At 59.8% G+C, this 10,601-nt stretch carries 21 protein-coding genes; all 21 read right to left on the minus strand.

Annotated features, from left to right (window positions below):
• Window positions 1-363, minus strand: a complete 363-nt coding sequence (rplR, locus tag F1542_RS07560) for a 50S ribosomal protein L18 (protein ID WP_193732504.1) — start codon at window positions 361-363, stop codon at window positions 1-3.
• Window positions 363-896, minus strand: a complete 534-nt coding sequence (gene rplF, locus F1542_RS07565) for a 50S ribosomal protein L6 (RefSeq protein WP_193732505.1) — start codon at window positions 894-896, stop codon at window positions 363-365. Before rplF ends, rplR begins: the two co-directional genes overlap by 1 nt.
• Before the next feature lie 10 nt (window positions 897-906).
• Complete coding sequence (gene rpsH, locus F1542_RS07570; protein WP_010506719.1) at window positions 907-1,305, minus strand: 30S ribosomal protein S8; 399 nt, start codon at window positions 1,303-1,305, stop codon at window positions 907-909.
• A 12-nt stretch (window positions 1,306-1,317) separates the two neighbouring features.
• Window positions 1,318-1,623, minus strand: a complete 306-nt coding sequence (gene rpsN / locus F1542_RS07575) for a 30S ribosomal protein S14 (RefSeq protein WP_010506721.1) — start codon at window positions 1,621-1,623, stop codon at window positions 1,318-1,320.
• A 106-nt stretch (window positions 1,624-1,729) separates the two neighbouring features.
• Window positions 1,730-2,299 (minus strand): 50S ribosomal protein L5, encoded by a 570-nt coding sequence (rplE, locus tag F1542_RS07580; protein ID WP_039732878.1) that lies wholly within the window; start codon window positions 2,297-2,299, stop codon window positions 1,730-1,732.
• A gap of 10 nt (window positions 2,300-2,309) precedes the next feature.
• On the minus strand, window positions 2,310-2,630 hold the full coding sequence (rplX, locus tag F1542_RS07585) for a 50S ribosomal protein L24 (RefSeq protein WP_025439065.1): 321 nt from the start codon (window positions 2,628-2,630) through the stop codon (window positions 2,310-2,312).
• Window positions 2,630-2,998, minus strand: a complete 369-nt coding sequence (rplN, locus tag F1542_RS07590) for a 50S ribosomal protein L14 (protein WP_007399629.1) — start codon at window positions 2,996-2,998, stop codon at window positions 2,630-2,632. The genes rplX and rplN overlap by 1 nt, the downstream gene beginning before the upstream one ends.
• Window positions 2,999-3,013: 15 nt before the next feature.
• Window positions 3,014-3,295, minus strand: a complete 282-nt coding sequence (gene rpsQ / locus F1542_RS07595; protein WP_193732506.1) for a 30S ribosomal protein S17 — start codon at window positions 3,293-3,295, stop codon at window positions 3,014-3,016.
• A gap of 13 nt (window positions 3,296-3,308) precedes the next feature.
• Complete coding sequence (rpmC, locus tag F1542_RS07600) at window positions 3,309-3,545, minus strand: 50S ribosomal protein L29 (RefSeq protein WP_010506728.1); 237 nt, start codon at window positions 3,543-3,545, stop codon at window positions 3,309-3,311.
• A gap of 1 nt (window position 3,546) precedes the next feature.
• On the minus strand, window positions 3,547-3,963 hold the full coding sequence (gene rplP / locus F1542_RS07605; protein WP_007399626.1) for a 50S ribosomal protein L16: 417 nt from the start codon (window positions 3,961-3,963) through the stop codon (window positions 3,547-3,549).
• Between the two features lie 54 nt (window positions 3,964-4,017).
• Window positions 4,018-4,695 carry a 30S ribosomal protein S3 gene (gene rpsC, locus F1542_RS07610; protein WP_010506729.1) on the minus strand — a complete coding sequence of 226 codons (678 nt, stop codon included), beginning with the start codon at window positions 4,693-4,695 and terminating at the stop codon, window positions 4,018-4,020.
• A 3-nt stretch (window positions 4,696-4,698) separates the two neighbouring features.
• Window positions 4,699-5,100 (minus strand): 50S ribosomal protein L22, encoded by a 402-nt coding sequence (gene rplV, locus F1542_RS07615; RefSeq protein ID WP_007399624.1) that lies wholly within the window; start codon window positions 5,098-5,100, stop codon window positions 4,699-4,701.
• A 2-nt stretch (window positions 5,101-5,102) separates the two neighbouring features.
• A complete protein-coding gene (rpsS, locus tag F1542_RS07620) occupies window positions 5,103-5,381 on the minus strand; it encodes a 30S ribosomal protein S19 (protein ID WP_007399623.1) in 279 nt (92 codons plus the stop codon).
• 12 nt (window positions 5,382-5,393) lie between these two features.
• Window positions 5,394-6,224, minus strand: coding sequence for a 50S ribosomal protein L2 (rplB, locus tag F1542_RS07625; protein WP_010506731.1), 831 nt, complete (start codon window positions 6,222-6,224; stop codon window positions 5,394-5,396).
• Between the two features lie 16 nt (window positions 6,225-6,240).
• Window positions 6,241-6,537, minus strand: a complete 297-nt coding sequence (locus tag F1542_RS07630; protein WP_010506732.1) for a 50S ribosomal protein L23 — start codon at window positions 6,535-6,537, stop codon at window positions 6,241-6,243.
• A 35-nt stretch (window positions 6,538-6,572) separates the two neighbouring features.
• Entirely contained in the window at window positions 6,573-7,187 is a 615-nt protein-coding gene (gene rplD, locus F1542_RS07635) for a 50S ribosomal protein L4 (protein ID WP_010506735.1), read from the minus strand.
• 12 nt (window positions 7,188-7,199) lie between these two features.
• Window positions 7,200-7,883: a 50S ribosomal protein L3 gene (rplC, locus tag F1542_RS07640; RefSeq protein ID WP_029329235.1), complete on the minus strand. Its 684-nt coding sequence runs from the start codon at window positions 7,881-7,883 to the stop codon at window positions 7,200-7,202.
• A 10-nt stretch (window positions 7,884-7,893) separates the two neighbouring features.
• On the minus strand, window positions 7,894-8,202 hold the full coding sequence (rpsJ, locus tag F1542_RS07645) for a 30S ribosomal protein S10 (protein WP_007282720.1): 309 nt from the start codon (window positions 8,200-8,202) through the stop codon (window positions 7,894-7,896).
• Window positions 8,203-8,307: 105 nt separating this feature from the next.
• Window positions 8,308-9,498, minus strand: a complete 1,191-nt coding sequence (tuf, locus tag F1542_RS07650; protein ID WP_010506739.1) for an elongation factor Tu — start codon at window positions 9,496-9,498, stop codon at window positions 8,308-8,310.
• 93 nt (window positions 9,499-9,591) lie between these two features.
• Window positions 9,592-10,068, minus strand: a complete 477-nt coding sequence (gene rpsG / locus F1542_RS07655; RefSeq protein WP_007399617.1) for a 30S ribosomal protein S7 — start codon at window positions 10,066-10,068, stop codon at window positions 9,592-9,594.
• Between the two features lie 15 nt (window positions 10,069-10,083).
• Window positions 10,084-10,455 (minus strand): 30S ribosomal protein S12, encoded by a 372-nt coding sequence (gene rpsL, locus F1542_RS07660; RefSeq protein WP_003621118.1) that lies wholly within the window; start codon window positions 10,453-10,455, stop codon window positions 10,084-10,086.
• Window positions 10,456-10,601: the final 146 nt, after the last annotated feature.

A 10,601-nucleotide genomic window follows, 5' to 3' on the forward strand; every position in this document is an offset into this window, starting at 1 on the left:
TCAGAACGAGAGACCGCCCTCACGGGCAGCCTCCGCCAGGGCCTTGATACGCCCATGATAGAGATACGCGCCGCGGTCGAAAACGACCTTCGACACACCTGCAGCCACTGCGCGTTCGGCCAGAAGCTTGCCAACTGCACCCGCCGCCTTGACGTCCGTGCCACCCTTGAGGGCGGTACGCAGGTCCTTGTCCAGGGTCGATGCCGCGGCCAGGGTACGGCCGGCAGCGTCGTCGATCACCTGCGCGTAGATGTTCTTGCCCGAACGGAACACCGACAGACGCGGACGGCCACCGCTCTTGCGGCGAAGCTGGAAACGCAGGCGCTGACGCCGCCGTTCCCGCAGATCCTTCTGCGTGCTCATTATTTCTTCTTACCTTCCTTGCGACGGATGGTTTCCGTTTCGTAACGGACACCCTTGCCCTTGTAGGGCTCGGGCTTGCGGAAGCTACGGATGTCAAGTGCGACCTGACCAACCCGCTGCTTGTCAATGCCTTCGACCGTGACCGCCGTGGGGCGGGGGGTCGTGATCTTGATCCCTGCGGGAATCGCATAAACGATGTCATGCGAATAACCGAGGTTCATGACCAGGTTCGTCCCCTGCACTGCGGCACGGTAACCTGTCCCGGAGATTTCCAGCGTCTTGGAAAACCCTTCGGACACGCCCTTGACCATACCCGCGATCAGGGAACGGGTTGTCCCCCACATCATGCGGGCCTGTGCCTGGGTATCGACCGGCTTGACGGCAACCTTGCCATCCGCAACATCAACCGAAACATGGCTGGACAGCGGCAGCTTGAGTTCACCCAGCTTGCCCTTTGCCGTCAGCACACCATCAGCAATGGAAACCTGAACGCCCGACGGTAATTCGACGGGATATTTGCCCACTCGCGACATTTATCCCTCCTTAGAATACACGACAGAGGACTTCACCGCCAACATTGGCAGCGCGGGCCTCCGCGTCGGACAGGACACCGCGCGGCGTCGACAGGATCGACACGCCCAGCCCGGCATACACACGCGGCAGTTCCTTGATCTTGGAATAGACGCGGCGTCCCGGCTTGGACACACGGTGGATTTCTTTGATGACCGGCTCACCATCGAGATACTTCAGCTCGATGCGCAGCTGGGCCACACCTTTACGCAGTTCCTCGCGTGAGAAACCACGGATATATCCCTCGCGGCGCAGCGCCTCGAGAACACTGGCGCGCAGCTTGGAAGCTGGCGCCACGCAGGCAGCATGCCGTGCACGCTGCGCATTGCGGATCCGGGTGAGCAGATCACCCAAAGGATCAGAAAGTGACATCGTTCCCTGCCCTTACCAGCTCGATTTGACCATACCCGGGATCTGACCATTGGAGGCCAGGTCGCGCAGGGCGATACGGCAGAGTTCGAACTTTCTGTAATTGGCGCGAGGACGCCCCGTCAACTTGCAGCGCAGACGCACGCGGACGCGCGAACCATTGCGAGGAAGTTCAGCAAGCTTGAGCGATGCATCGAAGCGATCTTCAACCGGCAGAGACCGATCCATGATGATGTTCTTCAGTGCAGTCCGCTTAGCCCGGTCCCGGTTTGCCATGCGCTCGCGCTTGACATTCCGGTTAACGGCGGAAATTTTGGCCATGCCTTGTTTTACCCTCCGGAACCTGTCGGGCCAGTCCCAACGGTTTTCCAAACAACGTGTGTATTAGGTCTTCTGGACTTCAGACGGAAGCCCTTTCGCTACATTTTTATGCAGCGAAGGGCAGATCAAACGCCTTGAGCAGAGCCTTTGCTTCCGCATCCGTCTTCGCGGTGGTCACGAAGATGATGTCCATGCCACGGATTTCGTCGACCTTGTCGTATTCGATTTCCGGGAAGACAATCTGTTCCTTCAGGCCCATCGCAAAGTTACCACGACCGTCGAAACCCTTGTTCGCCGGCAGCCCGCGGAAATCACGCACGCGCGGCAGGGCAATCGTCACGAAACGATCCAGGAACTCGAACATCTGCGCACGACGCAGCGTCACCTTGCACCCGATCGGCAGCCCTTCACGGATCTTGAAACCGGCGATGGCCTTCTTGGCCACGGTCTTGACCGGCTTCTGACCTGCGATCAGGGTCATTTCCTTGACGGCTGCATCCAGCTTCTTCTGATCGCCGGCAGCTTCGCCCACGCCCATGTTCAGGACAATCTTCTCAAGACGCGGAACCTGCATCTCGTTCTTGTACCCGAACTGCTCACGCAGTTTCGCGCGCATCTCATCCTGATAGCGCTTCTGCATGCGCGGCACAGGACGGGCTTCTTTCACTTCAGACATACCCGCCTCCTCAGCCTTCGATAACTTCGCCGGTCGCCTTGGCGACACGAACCTTGCGACCATCTTCCAGAACGCGGAAGCCGACCTTCGTCGGGTCACCGCTCTTGGGATCGATCAGCTTCAGGTTGGACAGGTGAACCGGCATTTCCTTCTGGATAATGCCACCCTGCTCACCCATGCGGGACGGACGGGTGTGACGCTTCGCAATCGCCACGCCGCGCACAACAGCCTTGTTGGCTGCGGGCAGGACTGTAACAACCTCGCCACGGGTTCCCTTGGAACCACCGGTGGTGACCAGAACCTGATCACCCTTCTTGATACGAGCAGCCATTACAGCACCTCCGGCGCCAGCGAGATGATCTTCATGAACTTGCGCGCACGCAGTTCGCGCACGACCGGGCCAAAGATACGGGTGCCAATCGGCTCCTGCTGCTTGTTGATCAGCACGGCCGCGTTGCGGTCAAAGCGGATGGCGCTGCCGTCGGCGCGACGCACGGGGTAAGAGGTACGGACGATCACCGCCTGGTGTACGTCGCCCTTCTTGACCTTGCCGCGGGGGATGGCCTCCTTGACGGACACGACAATCACGTCGCCGACCGAGGCAGTCTTCCGCTTGGAACCGCCCAGCACCTTGATGCACTGCACCTGACGGGCACCGGAATTGTCGGCCACGTCAAGGTTGGTCTCGGGATGGATCATGGTCTATGCCCTTCTTTACGCCTGCGCACCAGACGTGGCACCGGCGGCAGCCGTGAGCGGCTGGCCATTCCGGACAACGACAGTCCAGGTCTTGCGGCGGGAAATCGGCTTGCATTCTTCAATGCGCACCGTGTCGCCCACCTTGCATTCATTCAAGCCGTCATGCGCCGCATACTTTTTAGAGCGACGAATGAACTTCTTATACAACGGATGGATAACGCGACGATCGACAAGAACCGTTACGGTCTTGTCCATCTTGTCGCTGGTTACCCGTCCGGTCAGGACGCGCCTTGGCATCGCCCGTCTCCCTTCAGGACTTTACTGCCGGCGCGTGGCCAGCGGAACTCTTCTTCACAACCTCGGTTGCAACAGTCTTCACACGCGCGATTTCACGACGAACTTCGCGCATGCGGGACTGCCCCTCGGTCTGACCGGTCGCATGCTGAAACCGAAGATTGAACTGCTCGCGCTTCAGATCGACGAGAAGCGTATCCAGTTCTTCAACAGTCTTGGCACGCAGATCGGCCGGCTTTGTTGCCTTTGCCATCTCACGCCTCTCCGATACGGGTCACGAACTTGGTCTTGATCGGCAGCTTTGCCGCACCCAGAGCCAGCGCTTCACGCGCGACTTCCGGCGGCACGCCTTCAATCTCGAACAGGATACGACCCGGCTTCACACGAGCCACCCAGTATTCAGGCGACCCCTTGCCGGACCCCATACGCACTTCTGCGGGCTTTGTCGAGACCGGAAGATCAGGGAAAATCCGAATCCAGACACGACCGGCACGTTTCATGGCACGGGTAATGGCACGACGGGCAGCTTCGATCTGGCGGGCAGTGATCCGTTCAGGCTGCAGAGCCTTCAGGCCAAAAGCCCCAAAATTCAGGGTTGTGCCACCCTTGGCCAACCCATGAATACGCCCCTTGTGGGCCTTGCGGTACTTTGTCCGCTTGGGAGAAAGCATTTTCTAAATCCTCACGCGCCGCCTGGCGCATTTAGGTCCATTGGACCCCGCAGATTAGCGCTGCGGGGCCTGTTCGGCGGCGCGACGGTCCTGCGCCAGCGGATCATGGGCAAGAATCTCACCCTTGAAGATCCAGACCTTCACACCACAGGTGCCATAGGTCGTCTTGGCGGTCGCCACACCATAATCAATGTCCGCACGCAGCGTATGCAGCGGCACGCGGCCTTCACGATACCACTCGACACGTGCGATTTCCGCACCGCCCAGACGGCCGGAGCAGTTGATCCGGATCCCCTGCGCACCCAGGCGCATGGCGGACTGCACGGCACGCTTCATGGCGCGACGGAAGGCAACACGACGTTCGAGCTGCTGGGCAATGTTCTCGGCCACCAGGGTCGCATCGATTTCCGGCTTGCGGATTTCGACGATGTTCAGCGCGACGTCGGTCTTGGCCATGCGGGCCAGATCCTTGCGCAGCACATCGATGTCCTGGCCCTTCTTGCCGATCACGACGCCCGGACGGGCCGCGTAGATGGTCACGCGCGGCTTCTTGGCCGGGCGTTCGATCACAACGCGGGATACACCGGCACCGGACAGCTTGCGGCGCAGGTAGGACCGCAGCTTCAGGTCATCATGCAGCAGACGCGCATAATCGGCATCAGCATACCAGCGGCTGTCCCATGTCCGGTTAATACCGAGCCGCAGCCCGATCGGATTAACTTTATGTCCCATGGATCAGGCCGCCTTCTTTTCGGTTTCAGCTTCGGGCTTCTTTTCCGCCACAACGATGGTCAGGTGGCTGAAGAACTTCTCGATGCGGGCCGAACGGCCACGACCACGTGCGTGGAAACGACGCATCACGATCGACTTGCCCACTTCTGCACGGGCAACAACCAGCTGGTCAACGTCCAGCTGATGGTTGTTCTCGGCGTTGGCGATCGCGCTTTCCAGGGTCTTCTTGACCTGCTGGGCGATACGACGCTTGGAGAATGTGAGGGTGGCGATCGCCTGCGCAGCCGGCTTGTTGCGGATCAGACCCGCAACAAGGTTCAGCTTGCGTGGGCTGATGCGGATGTTCCGCGTCAGCGCCTGCGCCTCGGTTTCCGCGAGCGTGCGCGGATGCTTAGGCTTGCTCATGATCAGCCCCGCTTCGCTTTCTTGTCCGAAGAATGACCCGTGAAGGTACGGGTCGGTGAAAACTCACCGAACTTGTGCCCCACCATATTCTCGGAAACCTGCACGGGCAGGAATTTGTGCCCGTTATAGACGCCGAACGTCAGTCCGACGAACTGCGGCAGGATGGTGGATCGACGCGACCAGATCTTGATCACTTCGTTACGGCCCGACGCGCGCGATGCATCGGCTTTGTTCAGCAGATACCCGTCCACGAACGGGCCCTTCCAGACGGAACGTGCCATCTTAAATGCCCCTTACTTGCCGGTCTTCCGGCGACGGATGATCAGACTGTCCGTACGCTTGTTGACCCTGGTCTTGTAACCCTTAGTCGGCTTGCCCCATGGCGTAACCGGATGACGACCGCCCGAGGTCCGTCCTTCACCACCACCATGCGGATGGTCAACCGGGTTCATGACGACACCACGGTTATGCGGACGGCGGCCCAGCCAGCGGTTGCGGCCTGCCTTGCCCAGATGCTGGTTCATGTTGTCCGGGTTGGACACGGCACCAATGGTGGCCATGCACTCCGCACGGACGACACGCAGCTCACCGGACTGCAGCTTGATCTGGGCATAGCCCACATCCTTGCCGACCAGCTGTGCATAGGTGCCAGCGGAACGGGCGATCTTGCCACCACCACCGGCCTTGAGCTCGATGTTGTGGATGATCGTACCCACCGGAACCGACGACAGGGGCATTGCATTGCCCGGCTTGATATCGGCGCGGGTGCCAGCAACAACCTGATCGCCTACCTTCAGACGCTGCGGTGCGATGATGTAGGCCAGCTCGCCATCTTCGTACTTGATGAGGGCGATGAAGGCCGTACGGTTCGGATCGTATTCCAGACGTTCCACCGTGCCGACCACGTCGAACTTGCGACGCTTGAAATCAACATAGCGGTAGGACTGCTTGTGTCCGCCACCGATGAAACGCGAGGTGGTGCGGCCGTGGTTGTTACGACCGCCGCTCTTGTTCTTCCCCTCGGTCAGGCCCTTGACGGGCTTGCCTTTCCACAGCTCCTTGCGGTCGATCAGAACCGTTCCGCGCAGGCTGGGGGTAACTGGATTAAAGTGCTTCAATGCCATTTCTTGTCACCCCACGTCAGACCAGCTTCGCGGTCAGGTCGATGGACTGACCTTCAGCAAGCTGGACAAACGCCTTCTTCACATCCGAACGCTGGCCGGGACGTCCCTTGAAGCGCTTGGCCTTACCCTTCTGGATGAGCGTGTTGACACCCAGAACCTTCACGCCAAACAGCGTCTCGACCGCTACCTTGATTTCCGGCTTCGTCGCATCGATCGCAACCTTGAAACCGACCTGATTCTTCTCGGACAGGGCCGTAGCCTTTTCCGTGATCAGGGGCGCGCGGATGATGTCGTACATCGCTTCGCGCGACATGCGTTCCGCCTTCTTGCGGATTGCCAGGATGTTGGTCATGCCAGACGCTCCTTCAGTCCCTCAACACCTGCGCGGGTAATAGCCAGCACATCGTGGTTCAGGATGTCATAGACATTCGCGCCGATGGTCGGGAGAATATCGATTTTCGGAAGGTTGCGCGCGGCACGGCCGAAGTTTTCCTCAACGGCGGCATCCACGATCAGGGCGGATGTCCAGCCCAGAACCTTCAGCTTCTTCGCAAGCTCAGCAGACTTGCCCGAGGCGGTCGCGGCATCAAGCACGACCAGCTTCCCTTCCGCCGCTTTCTGCGACAGCGCCGAGATCAGGCCCAGACGCCGTACCTTCTTGGGCAGGTCATAGCCATGGTCGCGCACGACCGGGCCATGAACCACACCACCGGTGCGGTACTGCGGCGAACGCAGCGAACCCTGACGGGCGCTGCCGGTGCCCTTCTGGCGGTACGGCTTCTTGGTCGTGCCGGAGATTTCCCCCATGCCCTTGACCTTGTGCGTACCCGCCCGGCGCTTTGCCAGCTGCCAGTGCACCACGCGCGCCATGATGTCCGTGCGCGGGGTTGCGGCGAAAATCTCGTCGGGAAGGCTGGCCTTGCCTGCGCTTCCGTTATCGAGGGTTTTGATATCGTAATCCATTGCCCTCTATCCTCAGCCCGCAGCCTCAACCAGGGCCGCCGGATACGGCGCCTCGGCATGACGGGCCTTCTTGATCGCATCACGAACCAGAACCGATTCATTCTTTCCGCCCGGCACGGAGCCGCGGATCATGATCAGGTTCTTTTCGGCGTCAACAGCCGCAATCTCGAGGTTCAGCGTGGTCACACGCTCGGAACCGAGATGGCCGGCCATCTTCTTGTTCTTGAAAACCTTGCCCGGATCCTGACGGTTACCCGTCGAACCGTGCGAACGGTGACTGATCGAGACACCGTGGGTGGCTTCGAGACCGGCAAAGTTCCAGCGCTTCATCGCGCCGGCAAAACCCTTACCCTTGCTGGTGCCGGTAACGTCCACCTTCTGTCCCACCACAAAATGGGTAGCGGACAGAGAAGCCCCGACTTCCAGGACGGCGTCATCCGCAACGCGGAATTCAGCCAGCTTCTTCTTGGGCTCGACCTTGGCCTTGGCAAAATGGCCGCGGTTCGGCTTCGACACATTTTTGACCTTGGCCTTGCCCGAACCAAGCTGGACGGCGGTGTAGCCATCACGCTCGGTCGTACGGACATCAACCACCTGCAGATCATCAACCTGCAGGACAGTCACCGGCACATGTGTGCCGTCTTCCTTGAACAGCCGGGTCATACCCAGCTTTTTTGCGATCAATCCGGTGCGCATCGTCTGGACCTTAGAGTTTAATCTCGACATCCACGCCAGCGGCGAGGTCGAGTTTCATGAGAGCGTCCACGGTCTGCGGGGTCGGCTCGACAATGTCGAGCAGCCGGCGATGGGTCCGAATTTCGAACTGCTCGCGGCTTTTCTTATCCACGTGGGGGGAGCGGTTCACGGTGAACCGTTCAATATGCGTCGGCAGCGGGATAGGACCCCGAACCCGCGCACCCGTACGCTTCGCCGTGTTGACGATCTCTTTCGTGCTGTTGTCAAGCACCCGATGATCGTACGCCTTCAGGCGAATGCGGATGTTCTGGTTGTCCATCTTTCTGTTTCAGTCCAACTTTACCTGATTCGGGGGAACCCGATCCGCAATGGAAACCCGGCCGGATCGCTCCGACCGGGATGCCACACTTCAGTTATTGTCCAATCACGCCGTGATGGAAGCAACAACACCTGCACCAACGGTGCGGCCACCTTCGCGAATAGCGAAGCGCAGGCCTTCATCCATGGCGATCGGAGCGATCAGCTCCACATCCATGGCGACGTTATCGCCAGGCATGACCATTTCCGTGCCTTCCGGCAGGTGAACGACGCCGGTGACGTCGGTCGTGCGGAAATAGAACTGCGGACGATAGTTGGTGAAGAACGGCGTGTGACGGCCACCCTCTTCCTTCGTCAGGATGTAGGCTTCAGCCTTGAACTTGGTGTGCGGGGTGATGGAACCCGGCTTCGCCAGCACCTGGCCACGCTCAACGTCTTCACGCTTCGTGCCACGCAGCAGCGCGCCGATGTTGTCACCTGCTTCACCGCGATCAAGCAGCTTGCGGAACATTTCAACGCCGGTCACGGTCGTCTTCTGCGTCGGACGCAGACCAACGATCTCGATTTCGTCGCCAACGTTCACGGCGCCACGCTCGACACGGCCCGTCACCACAGTGCCACGACCGGAGATGGAGAACACGTCTTCGATCGGCATCAGGAACGGACGGTCAATCGGACGTTCCGGCTGCGGGATGTATTCGTCAACCGCGTTCATCAGGTCCATGACGCGGTTTTCACCAACTTCCGGATCGCCATCTTCCAGCGTCACCAGGGCAGAACCCTTGATGATGGGGATATCGTCGCCGGGGAACTGGTAAGCGGACAGCAGCTCACGCACTTCCATTTCGACGAGTTCCAGCAGTTCCGGATCGTCAACCTGGTCAACCTTGTTCAGGAACACGACCAGCGCCGGCACGCCAACCTGGCGGGCAAGCAGGATGTGCTCACGGGTCTGCGGCATCGGGCCGTCAGCAGCGGACACAACCAGGATCGCGCCGTCCATCTGCGCGGCACCGGTGATCATGTTCTTCACATAGTCAGCATGGCCGGGGCAGTCGACGTGTGCGTAGTGACGCTTCGCGGTCTCGTACTCGACGTGCGCGGTCGAGATGGTGATGCCACGGGCGCGTTCTTCAGGTGCGGCGTCGATCATGTCGTACGCCTTGAATTCCGCACCACCGGCCTTCGCCAGCGTCTTGGTGATAGCAGCGGTCAGCGAGGTCTTGCCGTGATCGACGTGACCAATCGTGCCGATGTTGCAGTGCGGCTTATTCCGCTCAAATTTAGCCTTTGCCATCGTTTTCTCCGTTAACTCGGCCTCGTGCCGAGAGTCGGGTTGGAAAGTTCCGTTTCGGAAGCCGGGCAGGTCAATAGACCGGCCAGACCGCCTTTACCAGCGGTAATGACTGAATGCCTTGTTGGCTTCGGCCATGCGGTGCGTGTCTTCGCGCTTCTTGACCGCGGCGCCACGATTGTTGACGGCATCAAGAAGTTCGTTCGACAGACGATCCTGCATGGTGTTCTCGCCCCGCTTGCGCGACGCGTCGATCAGCCAGCGGATTGCCAGCGCCTGACGGCGCTCGGCCCGGACTTCGACCGGAACCTGGTAGGTGGCGCCACCAACACGGCGGGAACGCACCTCGACAGCCGGCTTGACGTTGTCCAGCGCGCTGTGGAACATGACCACAGGGTCCGCAGCAGCGCCACCACGGCGACGCAGCACCTCAAGGGCGCCATAGACGATCCCTTCGGCTGTGGACTTCTTGCCATCGTACATCAGGGCGTTCATGAAACGCGTAATGACGACATCACCAAATTTCGGATCGGGAAGAATCTCGCGCTTTACTGCGCGATGACGGCGACTCATGCCTCGTTATTCCTTTTACTTAGGACGCTTCGCGCCATAGAGCGAGCGACGCTGACGACGCTTGGCGATACCCTGGGTGTCCAGAACGCCGCGCAGGATGTGATAACGCACGCCAGGAAGATCCTTAACGCGACCACCACGGATCAGGACAACGCTATGTTCCTGGAGGTTATGCCCCTCACCCGGAATATAGCTCACAACCTCATACCCGTTGGTCAGGCGAACTTTTGCCACCTTACGCAGAGCCGAGTTCGGCTTCTTCGGTGTGGTTGTGTAAACACGAGTACAAACGCCACGCTTCTGCGGACAGCCCTGCAGAGCAGGAACCTTGTTGCGTTTGGCTGCGGGCTCGCGACCTTTCGCGATCAACTGGTTGATGGTCGGCATACGCCTTTCCCGATCCTTACAAAATTCGGCCGGCCAACCCCATATCTGGTTGCCGACTGTCGTTCACAACAAAACCCCAACGAATGACAACCATTCGTTCGGGCATCATATTTACATCCGGCCTGGGCAGCCCGATTCCCGGACTG

The sequence above is a fragment of the Komagataeibacter sp. FXV3 genome (assembly GCF_015155755.1).
In the GTDB taxonomy this organism is placed as follows: domain Bacteria; phylum Pseudomonadota; class Alphaproteobacteria; order Acetobacterales; family Acetobacteraceae; genus Komagataeibacter.

What these genes read in the sequence shown, in the direction of transcription:
- rplR (WP_193732504.1), bottom strand. Translation starts at nt 363, where the DNA reads ATGAGCACGCAGAAGGATCTGCGGGAACGGCGGCGTCAGCGCCTGCGT.
- rplF (WP_193732505.1), bottom strand. Translation starts at nt 896, where the DNA reads ATGTCGCGAGTGGGCAAATATCCCGTCGAATTACCGTCGGGCGTTCAG.
- rpsH (WP_010506719.1), bottom strand. Translation starts at nt 1,305, where the DNA reads ATGTCACTTTCTGATCCTTTGGGTGATCTGCTCACCCGGATCCGCAAT.
- rpsN (WP_010506721.1), bottom strand. Translation starts at nt 1,623, where the DNA reads ATGGCCAAAATTTCCGCCGTTAACCGGAATGTCAAGCGCGAGCGCATG.
- rplE (WP_039732878.1), bottom strand. Translation starts at nt 2,299, where the DNA reads ATGTCTGAAGTGAAAGAAGCCCGTCCTGTGCCGCGCATGCAGAAGCGC.
- rplX (WP_025439065.1), bottom strand. Translation starts at nt 2,630, where the DNA reads ATGGCTGCTCGTATCAAGAAGGGTGATCAGGTTCTGGTCACCACCGGT.
- rplN (WP_007399629.1), bottom strand. Translation starts at nt 2,998, where the DNA reads ATGATCCATCCCGAGACCAACCTTGACGTGGCCGACAATTCCGGTGCC.
- rpsQ (WP_193732506.1), bottom strand. Translation starts at nt 3,295, where the DNA reads ATGCCAAGGCGCGTCCTGACCGGACGGGTAACCAGCGACAAGATGGAC.
- rpmC (WP_010506728.1), bottom strand. Translation starts at nt 3,545, where the DNA reads ATGGCAAAGGCAACAAAGCCGGCCGATCTGCGTGCCAAGACTGTTGAA.
- rplP (WP_007399626.1), bottom strand. Translation starts at nt 3,963, where the DNA reads ATGCTTTCTCCCAAGCGGACAAAGTACCGCAAGGCCCACAAGGGGCGT.
- rpsC (WP_010506729.1), bottom strand. Translation starts at nt 4,695, where the DNA reads ATGGGACATAAAGTTAATCCGATCGGGCTGCGGCTCGGTATTAACCGG.
- rplV (WP_007399624.1), bottom strand. Translation starts at nt 5,100, where the DNA reads ATGAGCAAGCCTAAGCATCCGCGCACGCTCGCGGAAACCGAGGCGCAG.
- rpsS (WP_007399623.1), bottom strand. Translation starts at nt 5,381, where the DNA reads ATGGCACGTTCCGTCTGGAAGGGCCCGTTCGTGGACGGGTATCTGCTG.
- rplB (WP_010506731.1), bottom strand. Translation starts at nt 6,224, where the DNA reads ATGGCATTGAAGCACTTTAATCCAGTTACCCCCAGCCTGCGCGGAACG.
- F1542_RS07630 (WP_010506732.1), bottom strand. Translation starts at nt 6,537, where the DNA reads ATGTCGCGCGAAGCGATGTACGACATCATCCGCGCGCCCCTGATCACG.
- rplD (WP_010506735.1), bottom strand. Translation starts at nt 7,187, where the DNA reads ATGGATTACGATATCAAAACCCTCGATAACGGAAGCGCAGGCAAGGCC.
- rplC (WP_029329235.1), bottom strand. Translation starts at nt 7,883, where the DNA reads ATGCGCACCGGATTGATCGCAAAAAAGCTGGGTATGACCCGGCTGTTC.
- rpsJ (WP_007282720.1), bottom strand. Translation starts at nt 8,202, where the DNA reads ATGGACAACCAGAACATCCGCATTCGCCTGAAGGCGTACGATCATCGG.
- tuf (WP_010506739.1), bottom strand. Translation starts at nt 9,498, where the DNA reads ATGGCAAAGGCTAAATTTGAGCGGAATAAGCCGCACTGCAACATCGGC.
- rpsG (WP_007399617.1), bottom strand. Translation starts at nt 10,068, where the DNA reads ATGAGTCGCCGTCATCGCGCAGTAAAGCGCGAGATTCTTCCCGATCCG.
- rpsL (WP_003621118.1), bottom strand. Translation starts at nt 10,455, where the DNA reads ATGCCGACCATCAACCAGTTGATCGCGAAAGGTCGCGAGCCCGCAGCC.